Origin of the sequence: Pseudomonas sp. MF6751 (genome assembly GCF_016613265.1) — a bacterium.
Lineage (GTDB): Bacteria > Pseudomonadota > Gammaproteobacteria > Pseudomonadales > Pseudomonadaceae > Aquipseudomonas > Aquipseudomonas fluorescens_BV.
On sequence record NZ_JAENSV010000015.1, the window covers coordinates 20,573 to 43,333 of the forward strand.

General features: G+C 60.6%; 22 protein-coding genes. 11 read left to right on the forward strand and 11 right to left on the reverse strand.

What is annotated here, in order from left to right:
* Nucleotides 1-23: 23 nt before the first annotated feature.
* The 4 genes from JJD66_RS14340 to JJD66_RS14355 all read left to right on the forward strand — a co-directional run bounded on the left by JJD66_RS14340 (nt 24) and on the right by JJD66_RS14355 (nt 2,603).
* Complete coding sequence (locus JJD66_RS14340; RefSeq protein ID WP_034126450.1) at nt 24-677, forward strand: DsbA family oxidoreductase; 654 nt, start codon at nt 24-26, stop codon at nt 675-677.
* A gap of 227 nt (nt 678-904) precedes the next feature.
* Entirely contained in the window at nt 905-1,825 is a 921-nt protein-coding gene (locus JJD66_RS14345) for an arginase (protein ID WP_096144226.1), read from the forward strand.
* Entirely contained in the window at nt 1,822-2,202 is a 381-nt protein-coding gene (locus JJD66_RS14350) for an EamA family transporter (protein ID WP_003188930.1), read from the forward strand. The genes JJD66_RS14345 and JJD66_RS14350 overlap by 4 nt, the downstream gene beginning before the upstream one ends.
* Entirely contained in the window at nt 2,199-2,603 is a 405-nt protein-coding gene (locus JJD66_RS14355; protein ID WP_014717122.1) for an EamA family transporter, read from the forward strand. The genes JJD66_RS14350 and JJD66_RS14355 overlap by 4 nt, the downstream gene beginning before the upstream one ends.
* A 134-nt stretch (nt 2,604-2,737) precedes the next feature.
* Here JJD66_RS14355 and JJD66_RS14360 read toward each other — a convergent pair whose 3' ends face one another.
* Entirely contained in the window at nt 2,738-3,508 is a 771-nt protein-coding gene (locus JJD66_RS14360; protein WP_020301179.1) for a MipA/OmpV family protein, read from the reverse strand.
* Nucleotides 3,509-3,749: 241 nt separating this feature from the next.
* Between JJD66_RS14360 and JJD66_RS14365 the strand changes: the two genes are divergently transcribed.
* From JJD66_RS14365 to JJD66_RS14390, 6 genes are all read left to right on the forward strand, one after another.
* On the forward strand, nt 3,750-4,454 hold the full coding sequence (locus tag JJD66_RS14365; protein WP_200648441.1) for an MtnX-like HAD-IB family phosphatase: 705 nt from the start codon (nt 3,750-3,752) through the stop codon (nt 4,452-4,454).
* Nucleotides 4,447-5,841, forward strand: a complete 1,395-nt coding sequence (locus JJD66_RS14370) for an aspartate aminotransferase family protein (RefSeq protein WP_198716671.1) — start codon at nt 4,447-4,449, stop codon at nt 5,839-5,841. Before JJD66_RS14365 ends, JJD66_RS14370 begins: the two co-directional genes overlap by 8 nt.
* On the forward strand, nt 5,838-6,731 hold the full coding sequence (locus JJD66_RS14375) for an alpha/beta fold hydrolase (RefSeq protein WP_200648442.1): 894 nt from the start codon (nt 5,838-5,840) through the stop codon (nt 6,729-6,731). The genes JJD66_RS14370 and JJD66_RS14375 overlap by 4 nt, the downstream gene beginning before the upstream one ends.
* 92 nt (nt 6,732-6,823) lie before the next feature.
* A complete protein-coding gene (locus JJD66_RS14380) occupies nt 6,824-7,948 on the forward strand; it encodes a GNAT family N-acetyltransferase (protein WP_200648443.1) in 1,125 nt (374 codons plus the stop codon).
* Nucleotides 7,948-9,726 (forward strand): sensor histidine kinase, encoded by a 1,779-nt coding sequence (locus JJD66_RS14385; RefSeq protein WP_198716674.1) that lies wholly within the window; start codon nt 7,948-7,950, stop codon nt 9,724-9,726. The genes JJD66_RS14380 and JJD66_RS14385 overlap by 1 nt, the downstream gene beginning before the upstream one ends.
* Nucleotides 9,716-11,113, forward strand: a complete 1,398-nt coding sequence (locus JJD66_RS14390) for a sigma-54-dependent transcriptional regulator (protein ID WP_034126458.1) — start codon at nt 9,716-9,718, stop codon at nt 11,111-11,113. Before JJD66_RS14385 ends, JJD66_RS14390 begins: the two co-directional genes overlap by 11 nt.
* A gap of 111 nt (nt 11,114-11,224) precedes the next feature.
* Here the strand turns inward: JJD66_RS14390 and JJD66_RS14395 are convergent, their stop codons facing one another.
* From JJD66_RS14395 to glpD, 8 genes are all read right to left on the reverse strand, one after another.
* Nucleotides 11,225-11,563: a GlpM family protein gene (locus JJD66_RS14395; protein WP_014717129.1), complete on the reverse strand. Its 339-nt coding sequence runs from the start codon at nt 11,561-11,563 to the stop codon at nt 11,225-11,227.
* On the reverse strand, nt 11,563-12,900 hold the full coding sequence (locus JJD66_RS14400; protein WP_105225903.1) for a sigma-54-dependent transcriptional regulator: 1,338 nt from the start codon (nt 12,898-12,900) through the stop codon (nt 11,563-11,565). Before JJD66_RS14400 ends, JJD66_RS14395 begins: the two co-directional genes overlap by 1 nt.
* Nucleotides 12,897-14,798, reverse strand: coding sequence for a sensor histidine kinase (locus tag JJD66_RS14405; protein WP_198716676.1), 1,902 nt, complete (start codon nt 14,796-14,798; stop codon nt 12,897-12,899). The genes JJD66_RS14400 and JJD66_RS14405 overlap by 4 nt, the downstream gene beginning before the upstream one ends.
* Before the next feature lie 172 nt (nt 14,799-14,970).
* Nucleotides 14,971-15,705 (reverse strand): amino acid ABC transporter ATP-binding protein, encoded by a 735-nt coding sequence (locus tag JJD66_RS14410; RefSeq protein ID WP_003188952.1) that lies wholly within the window; start codon nt 15,703-15,705, stop codon nt 14,971-14,973.
* Nucleotides 15,702-16,373 (reverse strand): amino acid ABC transporter permease, encoded by a 672-nt coding sequence (locus JJD66_RS14415; RefSeq protein WP_003188954.1) that lies wholly within the window; start codon nt 16,371-16,373, stop codon nt 15,702-15,704. Before JJD66_RS14415 ends, JJD66_RS14410 begins: the two co-directional genes overlap by 4 nt.
* A complete protein-coding gene (locus JJD66_RS14420) occupies nt 16,373-17,119 on the reverse strand; it encodes an amino acid ABC transporter permease (RefSeq protein WP_003188956.1) in 747 nt (248 codons plus the stop codon). Before JJD66_RS14420 ends, JJD66_RS14415 begins: the two co-directional genes overlap by 1 nt.
* A 194-nt stretch (nt 17,120-17,313) precedes the next feature.
* The gene (locus JJD66_RS14425) at nt 17,314-18,240 is read right to left on the reverse strand and encodes a glutamate/aspartate ABC transporter substrate-binding protein (RefSeq protein WP_003188957.1); all 927 of its coding nucleotides are present in this window, start codon (nt 18,238-18,240) and stop codon (nt 17,314-17,316) included.
* A 363-nt stretch (nt 18,241-18,603) separates the two neighbouring features.
* On the reverse strand, nt 18,604-20,142 hold the full coding sequence (gene glpD / locus JJD66_RS14430) for a glycerol-3-phosphate dehydrogenase (RefSeq protein WP_105225905.1): 1,539 nt from the start codon (nt 20,140-20,142) through the stop codon (nt 18,604-18,606).
* Between glpD and JJD66_RS14435 the strand changes: the two genes are divergently transcribed.
* On the forward strand, nt 20,129-20,347 hold the full coding sequence (locus JJD66_RS14435) for a hypothetical protein (RefSeq protein WP_146120457.1): 219 nt from the start codon (nt 20,129-20,131) through the stop codon (nt 20,345-20,347). The genes glpD and JJD66_RS14435 overlap by 14 nt on opposite strands.
* 54 nt (nt 20,348-20,401) lie before the next feature.
* Here the strand turns inward: JJD66_RS14435 and JJD66_RS14440 are convergent, their stop codons facing one another.
* Together JJD66_RS14440 and glpK are read right to left on the reverse strand one after the other, a co-directional pair.
* Entirely contained in the window at nt 20,402-21,157 is a 756-nt protein-coding gene (locus JJD66_RS14440) for a DeoR/GlpR family transcriptional regulator (protein WP_003188962.1), read from the reverse strand.
* A 94-nt stretch (nt 21,158-21,251) separates the two neighbouring features.
* On the reverse strand, nt 21,252-22,757 hold the full coding sequence (gene glpK, locus JJD66_RS14445; protein WP_032893327.1) for a glycerol kinase GlpK: 1,506 nt from the start codon (nt 22,755-22,757) through the stop codon (nt 21,252-21,254).
* Between the last annotated feature and the right edge of the window lie 4 nt (nt 22,758-22,761).

Here is a 22,761-nt window from a genome sequence, read left to right on the forward strand (position 1 = left end):
GACTGCACGCGAGGTTGCCCACCATGAGTACTCCCCTGAAAATCGATTTCGTCAGCGACGTATCCTGCCCCTGGTGCATCATCGGCCTGCGTGGCCTGACCGAAGCCCTCGACCAACTCGGCAGCGAAGTGCAGGCCGAGATTCATTTCCAGCCGTTCGAACTGAACCCGAACATGCCCGCCATCGGTCAGAACATCGTCGAGCACATCACTGAAAAATACGGCTCCACGGCTGAAGAGTCCCAGGCTAATCGTGCGCGTATCCGCGACATGGGCGCCGCATTGGGCTTTGCGTTCCGCACCGACGGCCAGAGCCGTATCTACAACACCTTCGACGCGCACCGCCTGTTGCATTGGGCCGGGTTGGAAGGTTTGCAATACAACCTCAAGGAAGCGCTGTTCAAGGCGTATTTCAGCGATGGCCAGGACCCTTCCGACCACGCGACCCTGGCGATCATCGCCGAGAGCGTAGGGCTGGACATTGCGCGCGCCGCCGAGATTCTTGCCAGCGATGAATACGCCGCCGAAGTCCGCGAGCAGGAACAGCTGTGGGTTTCTCGTGGGGTGAGTTCGGTGCCGACCATTGTCTTCAATGACCAATATGCGGTGAGCGGTGGGCAACCGGCGGAAGCCTTCGTCGGCGCGATTCGCCAGATCATCAACGAATCGAAATCCTGAGGCCGAGCATGTAGCAAAATGTGGGAGCTGGCTTGCCTGCGATAGCAGACTGTCAGTTGCAAATGGGCTGGCTGACACACCGTTATCGCAGGCAAGCCAGCTCCCACACTTGATACTCATTGTTTGCAAAAGTGGCGCTCATCCAAGCGCTGGCCCATCCCTTGCATTACCCCCCTAAAGCCCAACCGGCCTGCGGTTGGGCACTGCCATTAGGGGTGAAACTTACCTTGAATATTCTTGACCTTGACCACAGCCTCACCGGCCAGGCACCGATTGCCCGGCGGTTGGCCAGCGGTCGGGCCACGCGCCTGGACCTACTGGACCTGGGCCCGAAATTGCGTTTGTGGTCCACCGAAAAAACCTGGAAGCGTTTCGTCGAGCGCCTGGCCCAACGGCCACGGCCCCGTGACGCGCGCCCGGAAATCCTGTTTGTCGGTTCCGGCGATTATCACCACCTTACGCCGGCGTTTTTGGCCGACCTCAAAGAGCCCGTCAGCCTGATTCACTTTGACAACCACCCAGACTGGGTGCGCTTTGCGCCCAAGCGGCACTGTGGTTCGTGGGTCAACCGGGCGCTGAAGATGCCAGCGATCCAACGCATCGTCACCCTGGGCCCGTGCAGCGATGACCTGCATAACCCGCAACTGCGCGGCGGCAACCTTGGCGCCCTCAAGCGCGGGCGTTTGCAGCTGTTTCCCTGGCAGCATCCGCCGTCCAAGGTCTGGGGCCGGGTGGGGGACGGCGCCGGCCACCAGCAACAGGAGAACCACCTGCACTGGCGCAACCTGGCGGACCTGGATTGGGGCGCCTTCCTCGACCAGATGATTGCCAGCCTGCCCACCGAGGCGATCTGGATCACCATCGACAAAGATGTGCTCGCCAGTGAAGACGCCGCCACCAACTGGGACCAGGGTGGCATGCGCCTGACCCATTTGCTCCAGGCCCTGCGGGCGTTGGCGGCGGGTAAACGCATCATTGGCATTGACGTCTGCGGTGAGTTCGCTACGCCGGCATTCAGCAACGCGTTCAAGCGCTGGGAAGCCAAGTCCGACCAGCCGCCACCGGAGCGCTGGAGCCCGCAAGACTTGCAGCGTAATGCGGCAACCAATGAAGCCTTGATCGACCTGTTTGAGGAGCTGTTCCCGTGACCCTGACCGTGGTGCTGTTACTGGCGTTTTCCATCGTCCTCGATGTGATTGGCCAGCTGTGTTTCAAATTGGGCGTGGACCGTTTGCCGCAACTCGATGGCGGTTTTCGCCTGCGTGCGTTCTGGGGCCAGGTGTTCAATGCGCCGCTGCTGTGGGCCGGCGTCGGCGCCTATGTGATTGAGTTTTTTGTGTGGCTCGAAGCGCTGTCCCGTGCGCCCTTGAGTCTGCTGTTTCCGCTGGCGGCGTTGGCCTATTGCTTGGTGGTACTGGCAGGCAGGGTGGTGCTCAAGGAAACCGTCAGTCGGCGTCGTTGGCTGGGCACGCTGGTGATTACTTTAGGTGTGATGTTGGTAGCGATCGCGGGGAACCAGGCATGACAACGCAAACAATCAATACCGGCTGGCTGCATGGGCGGCTTGGCACCCTGGTGCTATGGGCATTGCTGATCGCCACCGAAAGCGCCGGGCAGTTGTTCACCAAGGTAGCCGGCGATCAATTGGGGCCGATGGACTTCAGTTGGCAATGGCTGGCGGACGTGGCGCGCAACCCGGGGATTCTGGCGGCGATTGCCAGCTATCTGGGTGCGTTTTTTGTGTGGATGCTGATCCTGCGGCGTAGCAGTTTGTCCCTGGCGTTTCCGCTGAGTTCGCTGGTGTTTGTGGCGGTGCTGCTGGGCTCTTGGCTGGGGTTGGGGGAGCACATCAGCGTGTTGCATTGGGTGGGCGTGGTGGTAATTATCGGTGGTATCGCGCTGTTGGCTGAGGGCGAAGAACACTGAAGATAGAGCTATGAAACACAGGCCCATTGTGGGAGCGGGCTTGCTCGCGAATGCGGTGGATCAGTGAAGTATCGGGTGACTGACACACTGCTTTCGCGAGCAAGCCCGCTCCCACAATTTTGCTCCCGTGTAATTCAGTCGAAGGTGTAGCTGATCGCCGTCTGCACCTGGCCCTGATTCACATGGCCAGCCTCCTTGACGATGCTGCTCTTGGCCGCCGACCCCACCAGGTGTACCCAGCTGGCGCTGGTCAGTAGCGACCAATGGGGCGCAAGGGGAAAGGCGAAGCTTTGGCTCAGCGTCACGTTCTGGAAGCCCCCGCTCGCGTTATAGGGCCGCAAGCCCGAGGCGACAGCTTCGTTGTTGTCCACGCCGAAGAAGGTGTTGGTCTGGCGCGCATCGGCAAAATGCGCAACCAGGCTATTGCTGCCGATAATCCCGCCACCCACGGGGTAACCCAGTTCGCCGCCGATTTTACCCAGGGCGCCGCTCTGGGAATGCCCGCCGCCCACGGCCTGGCCCAATTGCGCGTAGACCCGCCAGAAATTGGCCGGGGCATATTGGACGAAACCGCCCACCTCGGCCATGTCCGACACGTTGCGCAGGCCCTGCAATTCGCCGTTGGAAGTACGCCCCGGCAGGTAGTTGATATAGGGGCCAGCGGTAAGGCCGTGGGTATCCAGGGCGCTCCAGGTGAGGCCGTCATCGGTGCTCAGGCTGACGTCGCCCCAATCCAGGTCCAGATAAGGCACAGGCCGGGTTTCGTAGCGGCTGGCGCTGGGGTCGTGGGGCTGATAGCTGAGGCCCGCGCCCACGTCGCCCGTGATGCCTTCTGCCCACGCGGCACTGCAAAGGCCCCACCCTCCAAGTAAACCGGTGAATACAGCAGCAGCGAGCTTGGACATGGGGACGTTTCCTGAAGGTGGGCAGGCGCGCATGAACGCGCAAACCGACGCGCCTGCGCAAGCACTCATGTTGTTTGTAGCAAGCTACAAAAATTGTAGCTCCAGCGACACCTACCACCGCGCATTTCGCCCTAACCCCCAGCCCTGCGGGGTTTTCGCCAGTTGGCACAGTCCCTGCTCTATCCCTTGGCAAGCGCATACAGCGCGCTCCTCCAAGGCCCTTTACCTAAAGGAAAGGCAGATGATCAACTGGCATATCGTGTGTGACTTCGACGGGACCATTACTCCCACGGATGTCATCGACAACGTCCTCCAACGCTTCGCCGGCCCCGAGTGGGAAACCATTGAGCAGGAATGGCTGGATGGGCATATCGGTTCACGCGAATGCCTGAGCCGCCAACTGGCGCTGATCAAGGCCACCCCGGCTGAACTGCTGGCGTACTTTGACAGTGTCGAGATCGACCCGGACTTCCCGGATTTCGTCGATCACGTCATGGGCCTGGGTGCTTCCATCGAAGTGGTCAGCGACGGCATCGAGCAGGGCATTGCCCGCATCCTTTCGCGCAACTACGTGACCCTGCTGCCGATCCTCGCCAACCGCCTGCGCCAGGTTGACCAGGACAGCTGGCGCATCGACTTCCCGTATGCCAGCGATGCCTGCCGCGCCGCTGCCGGCAACTGCAAGTGCAAATCCACGCCGCGCAACAAGCGCGTGCTGGTGATCGGCGATGGCAAGTCCGACATGTGCGTGGCCTCCACTGCCGACTTCGTGTTCGCCAAGGGCAGCCTCGCCGAGTACTGCGTCGCCCACCAGATCCCTCATGCGCGCTTCGACACCTTTGCGCAAGTGCCGGCGTTGCTGGCCAAGCTGCCTCAAGGCATCGCCGCCAACGCCACCACCTTCAACACCTCTTCTGACAATCAGGAACTCTTCCATCATGTCTGATATCCGTATCGCTACCGCCGAAGACCAGGTTCTCCTGGATAAAGAAGCCAAGTACTGCTCCTATGGCGACACCGTTCACTACATCGAGCCGCCGCGTATTTTCAGCCGCTGCGAAGGCTCTTATGTGTGGGACACCGAAGACCAGGCCTACCTCGACCTGCAAATGTGGTACTCGGCCGTCAACTTCGGCTATGCCAACCCGCGCCTGAACAACGCGCTGAAAAAGCAGATCGACACCCTGCCGCAAATCGCCAGCCAGTACCTGCACAAAGGCAAGATCGAGCTGTCGGAAATGATCGCGGTCGATGCCAAGAACAAGTTCGGCCTCGACGGCCGTGTGCACTTCAACGTCGGCGGTTCGCAGTCGATCGAAGACTCCCTGAAAGTGGTGCGCAACGCCAGCAACGGCAAAAGCCTGATGTTCGCCTTCGAAGGCGGCTACCACGGCCGCACCCTCGGCGCCTCGTCGATCACCTCCAGCTTCCGCTATCGTCGTCGCTACGGCCACTTTGGCGAACGCGCCAACTTCATTCCCTTCCCGTACCACTTCCGTGGCCCGAAGGGCATGACCAAGGAAGAGTACGGCAGCCATTGCGTGCAGCAGTTCGCCCGCCTGTTCGAGACCGAATACAACGGCGTCTGGGACCCTAAGACCAACCAGTGCGAATACGCAGCCTTCTACGTCGAGCCGATCCAGGGCACTGGCGGCTACGTGATCCCGCCAATGAATTTCTATCGCGAACTCAAGCACGTCCTGGACCAGCACGGCATCTTGATGGTGTCCGACGAAATCCAGATGGGCTTCTACCGCACCGGCAAACTCTGGTCGATCGAGCACTTCGATGTGCAGCCGGACGTGATCGTGTTCGGCAAGGCCCTGACCAACGGCCTCAACCCACTGGGCGGCATCTGGGCCCGTGAAGAGTTGATCAACCCGACGGTGTTTCCGCCAGGTTCGACTCACTCCACCTTCGCCTCCAACCCGCTGGGCACCGCCGTCGGCCTGGAAATGTTCAAGATGACCAGCGAAGTCGACTACGGCGCCATGGTCATGGCCAAGGGCAAATACTTCCTGGAAGGCCTGCAAGACTTGCAAAAACGCTTCCCGATCATCGGCGATGTGGACGGCCTGGGCCTGGCGCTGCGTTGCGAAATCTGCGGCCCGGATGGCTTCACCCCGGACAAGGCGACCCTGGACTACATGGTCGAGGAAGGCATGAAAGGCGACATGGTGGTGGACGGCCAGAAACTCGGGCTGATCCTCGACGTAGGCGGTTACTACAAGAACGTGATCACCCTGGCGCCGTCTCTGGAAATCAGCTACCCGGAAATCGACCTGGGCCTCAAGTTGCTCGAGCAACTGCTGGTTCGAGCGACCAAGCGGTGAATGCTCAAGGGATCGACCTCGGTGAAGGCACTGCCGGTTTCGTTCTCGGTGATGGTCCGGTCGGGATCCTGTTGATCCACGGCCTGACCGGCACGCCGACCGAGTTGCGCCAGGTCGCGAAGGGCCTGGCCAAGGTGGGTAACTGCACGGTGTATGTGCCCACGCTGGCGGGGCACTGCGGCGACAACAGCGACCTGCAGGCCACCGGCTGGCGGGACTGGTACGAAGGCGTGCGCAAGACCTTCGTGCAGGTCAAGCAACGCCACGGGCAGGTGTTTGTCGGTGGCTTGTCGATGGGCGCGGTGATGTCGATGTATGTGGCGTCCGAACATCCTGGGCAAGTTGCCGGGTTGCTGATGTATTCCACCACCTTGAAGTACGACGGTTGGAGCATCAACAAGCTGGCGTTCCTCACGCCGTTGCTGATGAAGATTCCATTCGGCGTACACATTTGCAGCTTCGAAGAGAAGCCGCCCTACGGCATCAAGAACGAGCGCCTGCGGGCCATCGTCGAGCGGCAGATGAAGGAAGGCGAGAGCAGCGAGGCGGGGTTGCTGACCATGGAAGGCATCACCGTGCGCGAGCTGCACCGCATGAACGCCGTGGTCAAGAAGCGCATGCCCCAGATCAAGGTGCCGGCGCTGGTGCTGCACTCCATCGAGGACGACATCACCAGCCGCTGGAACGCCGATTACGTGGAGCGCCACCTCGGCGGGCCGGTGACCAAGATCCTGTTGGACAACTGCTACCACATGATCACGGTCGATTTGCAGTACCGGCGGGTGATCGAGTTGAGTGCCAGGTTTGTCGAGCAGCACACAGTTCTCAATTCAACGCAGGTCAATGTGGGAGCGGGCTTGCCCGCGATGGCATCACTGCGGTCTGCCTGACATACCGAGGCGCCTGCATCGCAGCGGTGCGGCGATCCGACAAGCCAGCTCCCACATTGGACCGGCGTTCGCCATAGAAATAAGGGCAATCTGTGATAACCACCCAAGCCTTCCCGACCATCCGGGCCATCCAGCGCGATGCCTGGAACGACTGTTTTCCCGGCGCCCTGGAGGATTGGGACTATTACCTGGCCGTGGAAAACGCCGCGATCGATGACTTTCAGTGGCGTTACCTCGCGGTCTTCGAGGATCAAACGCTGGTGGCCGTGGCTGCCGCGTTCGTCACCCATTATCGCCTCGACACCACGGTGTCGGGGGTCGGCAAGCGCTTGACCGAGCGCCTGGAGCGTCTGTGGCCTGGCGTTTTGCAACTGGCGTTGTACGCCATCGGTTCGCCGGTGGCTGAACGCTGTGATGCCGGTGTCGCCAGCCATGTGCCCGAATCCCGGCGCCCGTTGCTGTTGCAGCAGTTACTGGAGGCTGCGCGCAGCGATGCCGACGCGCTCGGTATCGGCTTGCTGGCGGTCAAGGATGCGCCCACCAACGACCCGCATTGGGCCCAGAGCTGCCTTGCCGCAGGTTTTCAAAGCATGCCCAGCTTGCCCACGGGGGTGTTGCCGCTGCCTTATGGCTCGGTGGATGCCTACCTGGGTTCGCTGGGCAAATCCACGCGCAAGGACCTGCGCCGCAAACTGCGCGCACCAGGGCCGCGGGTCGAGTGGCGGCGTAATATCGATGACGTGCTGCCTGAGGTCATGCGCCTGTATGAAGCCACGCTCGCGCGCGCAGACTTGCAGTTCGAACGCCTGCCCGCCGGTTACTTCACGGGCGTGCTCGAACACCTGCACGAGCGGGCGGTCTGTGTTCTGTACTGGGTGGACGAGCGCCTGGTGGCGTTCAACCTTATCCTGTTGGATGAGCATCGGCTGGTGGACAAGTTCTTTGGCCATGACCTTGCGTTCAGCCGCGAGTACAACCTGTACTTCCGCAGTTGGTTGACCAATGTCGACTATTGTATTGAACACCATATTCCGCTGTACGAGTGCGGCCAGGCCGGGTATGCCAGTAAACTGCGCCTGGGTTGCGAGTTCGAGGGCAACAGCCTGTTCTTCCGCCACCGCAACCGGCTGGTCAACGGCCTGCTCACGCTTGTAAAACTGTTTATTCGACCGGATCGTTCCGACCCTGCCATGGCTGCTGCGATAAGCGAAACCTGATGATTACCAAGACCCGCCAGAAAGCCCGCCCCTTTGCCATCTCGCGTTGGAGCGTCCAGCGCAAGCTGGTGCTGGCGTTCTGGCTGGTCAGCGTGATTCCCACCATGATCGCGGCTGAGCTGGCTGCCACCACGCTGTCGCAGATTTTCGACAGCAACGTGCGTATCTGGCTGCAAGAGTCGACCAAGATCGTCAAGGACGAAATCGGCGACATCCTTCACGACAACGCGCGCATGGCCAAGCTGTTCCTGCGCTATACCAGCCCGCCGTCGTCCAAAAATGCCGAGAAGCACGACCGGCTCACTGCCGACATTGCCGATGCCACCGATATCGACGTGGTCGCGCTGATCCGCACCAGCGACCGTAAAGTGATGTTCAGCACGGCCGCCGATGACATCGTCCGGCAGATCAACCTCACCAGCAACGCGGTGCTGCAAACCGTGCAAGTCGCCGGCGTGAGCACGGGCCTGGTGGTGTCCACCTTCGAAACCAGCCGTGACGGCGTTGATTACCTGTTGCTGGTCGCCACTTACCTGGACAGCAGTTTCCTCACCAGCGTGGCCGACGTGCATTCCCTCGACCTGCGTTTGTACCTGGCCAACCCTGCCGGTTTTTCCGAAATATTTTCCACCCAGCGATTCGCCAATCACCCCTCGCGCATCCCCAAGAATGTCGAGACCTACCTGCGCAGTACCAAGCAGCCCAGCGAGCAGTTCACTAACCAGTACAGCGGTTTGTATTGGCCGATTTTCAATGATGCCGGCGAGTTGCAAGGCGTGATCTTCAGCGGCCTGCTACGCCATACCAGCCTGGTGGGGCTGGTGAACCAGAGCAACCTGTTCGTGCTGATCTTCCTGGTCAGCTCGGCGCTGTCGCTGGCGGCCGGGTTGCTGGTGTCGCGGCGCCTGACCAAGCCCCTGCGCGATTTGTCCCAAGGCGTGGATGCGGTGATCTCGGGCAGTTATGCGCACCGTGTGGTGGTCAGTGGCGGTGACGAACTGGCGCAATTGAGCAGCACCTTCAACCACATGACCGAACGCCTGGGCGAGTTGCATCATCTGGAAGCCCAACTGCGTCGGCGTGACCGCTTGCATGCCCTGGGTGAAGTCGCCATGGGCCTGGCTCACGAAATTCGCAACCCACTGGGCATCATCAAGACCGCCACCCAACTGTTGCATCGGCGCGCTGACCTGGCGGAAACCGACAAGCGTCACCTGGAATATGTCATCAGCGAAGTCAGCCGCATCAACGAGCTGATTACCGAATTCCTCGATTTCGCCAAGCCCAACCCGCCGATACGCGTGCAACAACCGGCACGCGCCCTGGTAGAGGAAATTCTCGGTTTCTGCGGCCCGGAGCTGAGTAGCCATCGCATTGACGCGCAGATCGACGACCAGGCACCTGGCGCGACGATCTACGCCGATGCCAAGCAGCTCAAACAGGCCTGTCTCAACCTGATTCTCAACGCCATCGACGCGATGCCCGACGGCGGGCGCCTGACCCTGGGCATTCGCAGCGTGGGCGACAACACCGTGATCAGCATCGCCGATACCGGCGAGGGCATCCCTGCGGACATGGTGGAGCGCATCTTCACGCCATTCGTCACCACCAAGGCCTCGGGCACAGGGCTGGGCCTGGCCAAAGTCTATTCGATCATGGAAAGTCACGACGGCAGCATCGAATGCGCCAGTGAGAAAGATGCCGGCGCGACCTTCAGCCTGTACATTCCTGCTGACGGTGAAGACGACGGTGAAGATGAGGACGGGCATGACGCATAACGTATTGGTGGTCGACGATGAGCCCAAGCTCTGTGATCTGCTGACCCAGGCCTTGAGCCAGAACGGCATCCAGGTGTTCAGCGCGGGCAATGGCCTGCATGCGCTCAAGGTGCTGGGGGAGGAGGACATCGACCTGGTCATCAGCGACTGGCGCATGCCGGGCATGGACGGGCCGGCGTTGCTGGCCGAGATCAAGGTGCGTTATCCGACCTTGCCGGTGATCGTGATGACGGCCTACAGCACGGTGAAAAACGCCGTGCAGTCGATGCGTAACGGTGCCTATGACTATATTGCCAAGCCGTTCGACATCGACGAGCTGGACATCACCGTGGCCAAGGCCCTGCAATTTCGCGACATCATGCGCGACAACGCGCGCATGCGCGCCGAGCTGGACGAGCATGCGCAGTTCGACAGCCTGGTGGGCGACAGCCCGGCGTTTCGCCAGGTGCTCCAGGCGGTGGATTCGGTGCGTGACAGCAACGCCACCATCCTGCTGACCGGCGAAAGCGGCACTGGCAAGGAAATGGTCGCCCGCGCCATCCACAAGCATGGCAGCCGTGCCGACCAACCCTTCGTGGCGGTCAATTGCGCGGCCATCCCTGAAGGCTTGCTGGAAAGCGAGATGTTTGGCCATCGCAAAGGCGCGTTCACCGGCGCCGTGGCTGACCGGGTAGGGCGTTTCATGCAGGCCGACAAGGGCACGCTGTTTCTGGATGAAGTCGGTGATATGCCCTTGGCGTTGCAGGCCAAGATTCTGCGCGCATTGCAGGAGCGGGTTATCGAGCCGGTAGGCGACCCCCGCGAACGCAAGGTGGATGTACGAGTAATTGCCGCCACCAACAAGAACCTGCTGGATGCGGTGGCGGCCAAGGAGTTTCGCGAAGACCTGTATTACCGCCTCAATGTCTTTCCGATTCCGTTGCCGTCGTTGCGCGAACGCGTGGAAGACATCGCGCCCCTGGCGCGCCACTTCGCCCACACTTTGAGCGCCACCACTGGCAAACGTATCACCGGTTTCAGCCCCGAGGCGTTGCAGGCCATGGCGGCGTATCACTGGCCGGGCAATATCCGCGAGCTGCAAAACTGCGTGGAGCGCGCAACCATCGTGGCGGCTTCATCGGTGATCGAGGATATTGATTTGCCGGGGTATCTGTTTGCCTCCACACCGAGCGAGGGTGATGTGACCGCGATCCTCAGCGACGGCCCAGGCGTGCCGCGGGATCTGGATGCGGCGCTGGCCGAAGTGGAGAAAGCCTATATTCTTGCGGCGCTGCAGGAGAGCAATGGGGTGCAGGCCGCGGCGGCGCAGCGGATCGGGATTTCCGAGAGGAGCTTCTGGTATCGCCTGAAGAAGCTGGGGATTCAGGTCGACAAGATCGTGCGCTGATCTGAGTGTGGGAGCTGGCCTGCCTGCGATTGCGGTCTGTCTGTGCCGGATGTTTACCTGACACACCGCTATCGCAGGCAAGACAGCTCCCACTGGTTTAACCGTGTTGTGTCAGGTGTGCAGGCGTACCCACACGCTGACCAACACGGTCGCGGCCATCAACCAGGCCACGGCGGCGACTGCAAGCGATGCCTCCAACCGCAGCCGATCGACCATCACATACAGCGTCGCCAAATACACAAAGTACGGAATGATCGACCACATCCCGAACAGGATCGTGGTCTTCAAGTCCGCAACCGTTCGGCCTTTGCCAACGATGTAATGGGCGATCAGCGCAAAAGTGGGAAACAGCGGCACCAAGCCTGCGATGTAATAGTTTCTGGTCTTGGCCAGCGCCGCCAGGATCAGCACCACTGCGGCGCCAAGTGCAGCCTTCAGGAACAGATCCATCAGTGACTCAACCCGTATTTCTTGACCTTGTCGAACAGGGTGGTCTTGGCCATCCCCAGTTCCTGGCTGGCCTGGGTCAGGTTCCCGCCGCTGCGCTGCAGGGCATCGTTGAGCAGGTTGCGTTCAAAGGCTTCCACCGCCTCGGTAAAGGCAACCCCTTGGTTGCCGCTGCCGGCGCCGCTTTTCTTGAAGGCGGGCAGGCCGAGGGCGAAACGTTCGGCGACGTTGCGCAGCTCACGCACATTGCCTGGCCAGTCGTGGCTCATCAGGTTGGACAGGGTCTGGTTGTCCAGCTCCGGCACCGCCCTGTCGAAGCGTAGCGACGATTGCTGCAGGAAGTGTTCGAACAGTTGCAGGATATCTTCACGCCGCTCGCGCAGGGGCGGCAGTTCAAGGGTGACGACGTTGAGGCGGTAGTACAGGTCGCTGCGGAACTGGCTGGCGCGGCTCAACTCGTCGAGGTCGGACTTGGTGGCAGCGATTACTCGGCAATCCACCGCCACGCTCTGGTTCGAACCCAGGCGTTCCAACGTACGTTCTTGCAGCACCCGCAGCAATTTGATCTGCAGGTTGATCGGCATGCTCTCTACTTCATCGAGGAACAGCGTGCCTTGATGGGCATGCTCGATCTTGCCGATGCGACGTTTGCCGGCGCCGGTGAAGGCGTTGGCCTCGTGGCCGAAAATCTCGCTTTCAAACAGGTTTTCCGGCAGGCCGCCGCAGTTGAGCGCGACGAACTGGTGGGTATGGCGTCGGCTGAAATCATGCAGGCAGCGCGCGACCAGTTCCTTGCCAGTGCCGGTCTCGCCTTCGATCAGCACGTTGGCCGAGGTATCGGCGACATTGGCAATCAGTTCACGCAGGTTTTGCATGGCCGGCGAGCGGCCGATGATGCGGCCTTCCAGCGAGTCGCGTTCGGCCAGTTGCCGGCGTAGCGACCAGACTTCCCGCGCCAGCCCGCGTTGTTCCAGGGCGCGACGTGCCACGTCCACCAGGCGTTCGGGCGAGAAGGGTTTCTCCATGAAGTCGTAGGCGCCGTTACGCATGGCGCCCACCGCCATGGAGATATCGCCATGCCCGGTGATCAACACCACTGGCAGGCTTTTATCCAGGGCCTTGAGGCGGGTCAGCAGTTCCAGGCCATCGATGCCCGGCAGGCGGATATCGCTGATGACGATGCCGGCAAAGTTTTCGCCGATGCGCTTGAGCGCTTCTTCGGCGCTGCCCACGCCGACGCTGGTGATGTCTTCGAGCGCCAGTGCTTGCTGGCAACCGAGCAGTACATGGGGGTCGTCTTCGACGATCAGGACGGTAAGGTCTTGGGCTTGTGTATTCATGTCGACTCAGCTCGTTGAGCGCCCACCAATGGCAGGTTCAGGACAAAGGCGGTACCACCATTGGCCGGATGTTCCACGGCAAGGCTACCGCCGGTGGCGGCCGCGAGGCTTGCGGAAAGGGTCAGGCCCAGGCCCAGGCCTTGTTCGCCGGGCTTGGTGGTAAAAAAGGGTTCGAACAAATGCTTGCGCGCCTCGGGGTCGATGCCGTGGCCATTATCACGCACCAACAGGCGGTATTTGCCATCGCCGCTCTGGCCTTCCAGCCATAGTTGTGGCACCGCTTGGGCTTGCATCGCATCGAGCGCGTTACCGATCAGGTTGACCAGGATCTGCTCCAGGCGGGTCTGGTCGATCTGCAATTGGGCGTTGGCAAAGTCACGGTGCACGGTCAACGGCAAGCTGTCCAGGCGCGCGCCGAGCACCTGGAACGCGGCGTCCACGGCCTTGCCGAGGCTGGCTTCGCCCTGGTCGTCACCGCGCCGGGCAAAGGAGCGCAGGCTGGCGGTGATGCGGCCCATGCGGTCGATCAGTTCGTTGATGGTCTTGAGGTTGGTGCTGGCAGTGTCCAGGGCGCCGCGCTCAAGGAAGCGTACGGTGTTGCCCGACAGCGTGCGCAGCGCTGCCAGCGGCTGGTTCAGTTCGTGGGCGATGCTGGTGGACATCTGGCCAATGGCCGCAAGTTTTCCAGCCTGCACCAGTTCGTCCTGGGCGCGGCGCAGGGTTTCTTCGGCCTGGCGTCGTTCGCGAATCTGGCCCTTGAGCCGTTCGTTACTGGCGCGCAGGTCGGCGGTGCGTTCGGCAATCCGACGCTCAAGCTGGCTGTTGGCTTCCTGCAAGGCTTCCCGTGCGGCGAGGCGGGTGGCGATGACCTTGCGCCGTTCGTTCCAGGCGATCAGCAGGAAGGCGACCAGGCCAAAGGCGACGGCCACCAGGATGCCCTGGTTGATCGCAGCGCGGCGCAGGTCGTTGAGCGGCGTGAGCAGGGTGAAGTTCCAGGGCGTGTCGTTGAGCGGGCGGGTCTGAGCCAGGTAGCTGACGGCGTACTGGTCATTGACCACTTCGGTGTTGGCCGGGAAGGTCAGTTTCTCGGTGCCTTCGTTCAGGCGCTCACGGGCCAGGGGTTGCAGTTCATTGAGCGTCGCCCAGTAATATTGCAGGCTGTGGGCCAGGCGGTCCTTGGTGTCATCGCTCAGCGGGCGTACAGCCTTGAGGCGACGCGCCGGGTCGCTGGAAAGAATAATGATGCCGTTCTCATCGCTCACGAAAGCTTCGAGGCGCGCACGTTGCCAGCGCTCTTCAAGGGCTTCGAGGCGCACCTTGACCACGGCGACGCCGATGATCTTGCCGTGCTCTTCCAGGCCATGGGCCAGGTAATAGCCGGGTTCGCCGTTGGTGCTGCCGATGCCGTAGAAACGACCGGGCTGGCCGCGTACGGCGTTCTGGAAATAGGCGCGAAAGGACAGGTCCTCACCTTGGTAACTGTCGGCATCGCGCCAGTTACTGGTGGCCAGCACGCGGCCGGTAGTGTCCATCACATAGATGGCGCGGCTGCGACTGCGGCGGTTCAGGCCTTCGAGGTAGTCGTTGACCGTCTTGCGGGTTTCCTGGTTCGGGTCGGCGAGCAGTTGGGAAACACTGGACTCCAGTTCCAGCAGGCTGGGCAGGTAGGTGTACTTGCTCAGTTCGCTTTCGACGGTGCGGGCGTGCAGCTCCAACTGGCGTTCGCCATTGTCACTGAGGGTGCGGATGCCGTAGTAGTCACTGACCCAGAAGCCGATATAACCCAGGCCGACCATCAGGGCGATGATCAACGGCGGCAGGAACAGTTGGCGTATCAGACGAGGCTTCACTGCAAGTGATGGCGGCGCGGCGCGATATTGATTGGGGTCGCATTTCATCACAGATGCCTTGGGTCAGCTACCGCTTGCCAGTGTAAGAGCGGGCTTGTGTGGGAGCCGGGCTTGCCCGCGATGCAGGCGCCTCGGTGTAACAGTTGCACCGAGGCGATGCCATCGCAGGCAAGCCAGCTCCCACACAAGCCCGGCTCCTACAGGACGAACGGTGTTGCTTTTAGTGCTGCAGGATTTTCTCGAGGAAGTGCTGCGCGCGTTCGGAGCGTGCGCTGATGTCGCCGAAGAACTCTTCTTTAGGGCAATCTTCGATGATCTTGCCGGCGTCCATGAAGATAACGCGGTCGGCCACTTTGCGCGCAAAGCCCATTTCGTGGGTCACGCACATCATGGTCATGCCTTCGTGGGCCAGTTGCACCATCACGTCGAGCACTTCGTTGACCATTTCCGGGTCCAGCGCCGAGGTCGGTTCGTCGAACAGCATGACGATCGGGTCCATGGCCAGGGCGCGGGCAATCGCCACACGTTGTTGCTGGCCGCCGGAGAGCTGGCCAGGGTGCTTGTGGGCGTGTGCCGACAAGCCCACGCGGTCGAGCAGTTGCAGGCCCTTCTTGGTGGCTTCTTCCTTGCTGCGGCCCAGTACCTTGATCTGCGCGATGGTCAGGTTTTCGGTGATGGTCAGGTGCGGAAACAGCTCGAAGTGCTGGAACACCATGCCTACGCGCGAGCGCAGTTTTGGCAGGTTGGTCTTCGGGTCGGCGATGGAGGTGCCGTCGACCACGATGTCGCCCTTCTGGAACGGTTCCAGTGCGTTGACGCACTTGATCAGGGTGGACTTGCCCGAGCCGGATGGCCCGCACACCACGATCACTTCGCCTTTTTTAACCTCGGTGCTGCAATCGGTCAGCACCTGGAAGTCGCCATACCACTTGTTGATGTTCTTGATAGAGATCATACGGCAAACCTTTTTTGCAGACGCTTGACCAGCAGCGAGGCGGAAAAGCTGATGATGAAGTAGACGACACCGGCGAAGATCAGGAACTCATTGGAGCGGCCGATGATGTCGCCGTTGGAGCGGGCGGAGTTGAGGAAGTCCACCAGGCCCACGGTGTAGACCAGGGAGGTGTCCTGGAACAGGATGATCGACTGTTGCAGCAGCAACGGCGTCATCTTGCGGAACGCCTGGGGCAGGATGATCAGGCGCATGGTCTGACCGTAGGTCATGCCCATGGCTTGTGCTGCCGCCATCTGGCCCTTGGGAATCGACTGCACGCCGGCTCGTACGATTTCGCAGAAGTACGCGGCCTCGAACATCATGAATGCCACGACGCAGGAGGTGAACGCACCGATCGGCGTATCTTCGCCGGTGATCCAGCGCAGTACGAACGGCACCGCCAGGTAGAACCAGGTGATCACCAGCAGCAAGGGGATCGAGCGGAAGTAGTTCACATAGGCGCCGGCCACGCGGGACAGCAGTTTGTTGGACGACAAGCGCATCAGGGCCAGAATGGTCCCGATGATGATGCCGCCGACCACACCCATGACCATCAGCTTCAAGGTCATGACCATGCCGTTCCACAGGCCTGGAATGGCGGGGATGATGCCGCTGAAATCGAAGTCCATTATTTGCCCCCCACGGAGATCAGGCCGGGCACCGCGACTTTCTTCTCGACCACGCGCATCAGCAGCATCAGGCTCATGTTCAGGGTGAAGTAGATCAGCGTGGCCAGGGTGAAGGCTTCAAACAGGTTGGCCGAGAACTCGGCGGTCTGTTTGGTTTGAGCCAGCAGTTCCATCAAGCCGATCAAGGACGCCACGGAGGAGTTCTTGAACACGTTGAGGAATTCCGAGGTAAGCGGCGGAATGATGATGCGGTAAGCCTGGGGCAGCAGCACGTTCCAGTAGATCTGCGGCAGCTTGAAGCCCATGGCGCGCGCCGCGGATTCCTGGCCGCGTGGCAGCGCCTGGATACCGGTACGCACTTGCTCGCACACACGAGCGGCGGTGAACAGGCCCAGGCACACCACGACGCTCAGGTAGGCCGAGGTGGTCGGGTTCAGGTCTTGTTTGTACCAGTCCTGCAGGTTCTGCGGCAGCATGTCCGGTACCAGGAAGTACCAGATGAACAGCTGAACCAGCAGCGGCACGTTACGAAACAGTTCCACGTAGCAGGTCGCGATGCCCGATACGAGGCGGTTTGGCACAGTGCGCATGACCCCCAGAATGGAGCCCAGCAGCAAGGCGATAATCCATGCCACGATAGCGATGGCGATGGTCCAGCCCAGCCCGGAGAGGTACCAGTCGAGATAAGTCTCGCTGCCCACGCCGGTGGACTTGAAGAACACGCCCCAGTCCCAGTTGTAATTCATTAGGGTCTCCCCTCGAGATCGATCGATGTACAAGCACCCGCTTGGGGAAGATCCGTTCCCGCCTGACGTTGAACGCCAGGCACACACGATCGGCTCGAAAACCGCCAGGTCGAGTGTTCCAAGTTAAAACCAGCAGGTAATTACAGACGCCTGAGGGAGGGTTGGCTCCCTCAGGACATAAGCTTAGTCAGGTATCAGATTTTTACTTCTGGCGCTGGTTTGTCGCTAGGGTTAGCGATCAGCTCCTTGACCTTGTCGCTCATCGGGAAGTTAAGGTTCAGGCCTTTCGGTGGGATCGGGCTTTCGAACCATTTGGCGTAGATCTTGTTGATCTCGCCGGACTTGTACAGGGCGACAATGGCGTCATCCACGGCTTTCTTGAAGTCCGGGTCGCCTTTGCGAACCATGCAAGCGTAGGCTTCAAAGGACTGCGGAGTACCGGTAATGACCCAGTCGTCCGGCTTCTTGGCCTTGGCTTCTTCACCGGCCAGCAGGGCGTCGTCCATCATGAATGCAACGGCGCGGCCGCTTTCGAGCATCTGGAAGGATTCGCCGTGGTCTTTGGCGGAGATAACGTTCATGCCCATCTGCTTGTCGGCGTTCATCGCCTTGATGATGCGCTCGGACGTGGTGCCGGCGGTGGTCACGACGTTTTTGCCTTTCAGGTCGGCAAAGTCAGCGTAGGACGGCTTGCCTTCCTTGTCTTTCTTGACCAGCAGGCGGGTGCCGATTTCGAAGATGTTGACGGTGAAATCAACTTGCTGGGCGCGTTCGGTGTTGTTGGTGGTGGAGCCGCACTCCAGATCCGCGGTGCCGTTCTGGATCAACGGGATACGGGTTTGCGAGGTCACCAGGTTGTACTTGGCTTTGAGGTCGGGTTTGTTCAGGTCTTTTTTCAGTTGCTCGACAACGGCCAACTGGATGTCGTGGGAGTAGCCCACGGGTTTGCCCGAGCCATCCGCGATGTAGGAAAACGGAATGGAGCTGTCGCGGTGAGCGAGAGTGATGGTGCCGGAGTCGTTGATTTTCTTCAGTGTACCGGTGAGTTCGGCGGCAAAAACTGGAGTGCTGATCAGAGCAGCAGCGATAGCTGCGCCCAGGATATGGGGAACGATGCGCATCAATACTTCCTCGACATTTGTTTTTTTTATGAAGCCAGCTGAACGGCTCTCTTGTACAGCGACTGCCCGTGACGGCTCCTAAGGCGCCTCAGGCAATCGTTGAAGAGTGTAGAGCATGAGTCGTGCCATACCGAAAATAAAAGGATAACTTCATGATTTATATGAAAATTAACTTTTTGTGTCGGCAGTATTTTCGGTCGGTAGTCCGGCAAACCGAATAGGGCAGAGGGGTGTGTTCGGAAAACCGAATAGTCCGTAGGAGCGAGCTTGCTCGCGAAAAACGCAAAAACGCCGCGTTTATGCTGAATAAACGCGGCGCTCTCGGGTTTTTCGCGAGCAAGCTCGCTCCTACAATTGGGGCGGTCAGGCGGCTTCGATCTTGCTGCGGTTCTGCTCGACCTTGGACAAGTAGCGTTGCAGGTTTTCCTGCTCTTGCGGCGTGGTGAACAGGCCAAGCTTGGTACGGCGCCACAGCACGTCCTGTGGTTGTGTCACCCACTCTTCGGCGCACAGGTAGTCGACTTCGCGGGTATAGAGGCCGCCACCCAAGTGGTCACCCAGATCGGCGAGCGATTGCACGCCCTCCAGCAGGCGCCAGGTGCGGCTGCCGTAGGTGGTGGACCAGCGACGGGCGATCTCGCTCGGTACCCAGTCGAACTTGGCGCGGATGGCATCGGCCAGGGCTTCTGGGGTAGTCATGTGTTCGCCACCGGGCAGGCTGGCTGTGGCAGTCCAGCTTGGGCGCATCTGGGTGAAGTACGGCGCCAGTTGGGCCATGGCCGACTCGGCCAGTTTGCGATAGGTGGTCAGCTTGCCACCGAACACCGACAGGATCGGTGCTTCGCCGGTGCCGCCGGACAGCGACAGGGTGTAGTCACGCGTAATGGCCGACGGGTTGTCCGACTCGTCATTGCACAGTGGGCGCACGCCGGAGTAGGTGTGGACAATATCGTCGCGGCTCAGCTGTTTCTTGAAGTGCGCGTTGACCACCTTGAGCATGTAGTCGGTTTCACCTTCGGTAATCGCGACTTTTGCCGGATCGCCGGTGTATTCGCGGTCGGTGGTGCCGATGATGGTCAGGTGGTTCAGGTACGGAATGGTGAAGACGATGCGTTGGTCTTCGTTTTGCAGAATATGCGCGTGAGCACCCTCGTACAGTCTCGGCACGATCAGGTGGCTGCCCTGGATCAGACGAATGCCGTACGGTGAATCCAGCTTCAGGTCGTCCCGGATGAATTTGGCCACCCATGGGCCGGCGGCATTCACCAGGGCGCGGGCGCGGATCGAGAACAGGCTGCCGTCGGCACGTTCCATGTTCATTTCCCACATGCCGTTGCTGCGCTTGGCGCTGACGCAACGGGTCTGGGTGTGGATGTGCGCGCCTTTCTCGCGGGCAGCCATGGCGTTGAGTACCACCAGGCGGGCGTCGTCGACCCAGCAGTCGGAGTATTCAAAGCCTTTGGTGATTTCGCTTTTCAGCGGGCTGTCGGCACCGAACTTGAGGCTTTTGGAACCCGCGAGCTTTTCGCGCTTGCCCAAGTGGTCATAAAGGAACAGACCAGCACGAATCATCCAGGCCGGGCGCAGGTGCGGGCGGTGCGGCAGTACGAAGCGCATTTGCTTGACGATGTGCGGTGCCTTGGCCAGCAGTACTTCGCGTTCGGCCAATGCTTCACGCACCAGACGGAATTCGTAATGCTCCAGGTAACGCAGTCCACCGTGGATCAGCTTGCTGCTGGCCGATGAGGTGTGGCTGGCCAAGTCATCCTTTTCGCAAAGGAATACCGACAAACCGCGACCGGCTGCGTCTGCTGCAATCCCGACGCCATTGATCCCGCCACCAATTACGGCAACGTCATAGACTTCGGCAAGCGGTGGAGCAGGCAAGGTGGAAGGGTTCATCGGCTGGCCTCGCGATCTTTTCGTCTTGGAATTCGAACATGAATGTTCATTTGCGAAAATGGTAGCTGATAATTGCGGGCACAGCCACCCGACTTCGATTGAAAAAACTCATCGAAGGGTGGAAAAAGGAAGAATTATGAACAAAGGTGAATGTATGGGTGTTAGTGAGGCCGTCATCGCGGGCAAGCCCGGCTCCCACATTTGATCGCATTTCAAACTGTGGGAGTCGGGCTTGCCCGCGATGACGCCTGAACAGGCGCTAAACGACTTCCAGCCGCACCTTGTGCTCATTCAGCACTTGCACCAACGCCGGCACCGGCTGCTGGTCAGTCACCAGGCAGTCCACCAGGCTGATCGGCCCCAGGCGAATCATGGCATTGCGCCCGAATTTGCTGGAGTCCGCCGCCAGGATCACCTGCCGCGCATTGGCGATGATTGCCTGGGAAACCCGCACTTCCTGGTAATCGAAGTCCAGCAGGCTGCCGTCCTCGTCGATCCCGCTGATGCCCACCAGGGCAAAGTCGACCTTGAACTGGTTGATGAAGTCGACACTGGCCTGGCCCACCACACCACCGTCACGGCGCACATTGCCGCCGGTGAGCAACACATCGAAGTCGTCCTTGGCACTGAGCATGGTGGCAACGTTGAGGTTGTTGGTGATGATTTTCAGGTGGCTGTGATTGAGCAGCGCACGGGCGATGGATTCGGTGGTGGTGCCGATGTTGATGAACAGCGAGGCGTGATCGGGAATCTGCGCGGCGATGGCTTCACCGATGCGTTGCTTCTCGTCGCGCATCTGGTCGGCACGCATGGCGTACGCGGTGTTCTCGACACTGGAGTCATAGGCTGCGCCGCCGTGGTAGCGGCGCAACAGGTTGGCGTCCGCCAGTTGGTTGATATCGCGGCGGATGGTTTGCGGGGTGACAACGAATAGCTGCGCCATTTCCTCGATACTGACGTACCCGCGTTCGCGGACCAGTTCGAGGATTTGTTGTTGGCGGGGAGGCAGATTCATGGGGCGTCCTTTGGGCTGCCATACAAAAGTGGCCCATGATGACGCAGGAATCCGCTCCCTGCCAGTTACAACCTACCGTAAGCCAGCGCTTGGCTTATTCGGCGCCTTCGTGCGGCTCCCAGTCACGGGTGCGGCTCACAGCTTTTTGCCAGCCGGCGTAGAGTTTCTCTTTGGCCGCCTCATCCAGCTGTGGCTCGAACTCGCGCTCGATTACCGCCTTGCCGCGCAACTCGTCCAGGCTGCCCCAGAAGCCACACGCCAGGCCCGCCAGGTAGGCCGCGCCGAGGGCGGTGGTCTCGCGCATTTGCGGGCGTTCTACCTGGGTGCCGAGGATGTCGGCCTGGAATTGCATCAGGAAGTTGTTGGCAACCGCGCCGCCGTCCACGCGCAGGGCCTTGAGGCGTTCGCCCGAGTCCTGTTGCATGGCGTCGAGGACGTCGCGGGTCTGGTAGGCAATCGATTCCAGGGCTGCACGAATAATGTGGTCTACGCGTACGCCACGGGTCAGGCCGAACAGTGCGCCACGGGCATACGGGTCCCAGTAGGGCGCGCCGAGACCGGTGAAAGCGGGTACCAGGTACACGCCGTTGCTGTCCTTGACCTTGCCGGCAAAGTATTCGGTGTCGTGGGCATCGTTGATGATCTTCAGCTCGTCACGTAGCCATTGCACGGTGGAGCCACCGTTGAAGACCGCGCCTTCCAGGGCATAGGCCACCTCACCGCGCGGGCCGCAGGCGATGGTGGTGAGCATGCCGTGCTTGGATTTCACCGCCTTGTCGCCGGTGTTCATCAGCAGGAAGCAGCCGGTGCCGTAGGTGTTCTTGGCCTGGCCCGCTTCCACGCACATCTGGCCAAACAGGGCCGCTTGCTGGTCACCGGCAATGCCGCCGATAGCGATGCCGCTCTTGGTGCGGCCGTAGATTTCCGATGAGGACTTCACTTCCGGGAGCATTTCCCGCGGAATGTCGAGAATCTCCAGCATCTTCGCATCCCACTCCAGGGTGTGGATGTTGAAGAGCATGGTGCGCGAAGCATTGGTGTAGTCGGTGACGTGGGTCTTGCCGCCGGTAAATTTCCAGATCAGCCAGCTGTCGACGGTGCCGAACAGCAGTTCGCCATTGCGCGCACGTTCGCGGCTGCCTTCGACGTTGTCGAGGATCCACTTGAGCTTGGTGCCGGAGAAGTACGGGTCGGTCACAAGGCCCGTGGTGTCGCTGATGTATTGCTCATGGCCGTCGCGCTTGAGCTGCTGGCAGATCTCGGTACTGCGGCGGCACTGCCAGACAATAGCGTTATAGATCGGGCGGCCGGTGATCTTGTCCCAGACCACCGTGGTTTCACGCTGGTTGGTGATACCGATGGCGGCCACCTGGTCATGGTGCAGGCCGGCCTGCGCCAGCGCTTCGACCATCACCGCGCTCTGGGTGGCGAAGATTTCCATCGGGTCATGTTCAACCCAGCCAGCCTGCGGGTAGTGCTGGACGAATTCACGCTGGGCGGTACACACCACGTTGGCGTCACGATCGAAGATGATCGCCCGGGAACTGGTGGTGCCCTGATCAAGGGCAATGATGTAGTTCTTATTCTGAAGGTCGGTCATGTCA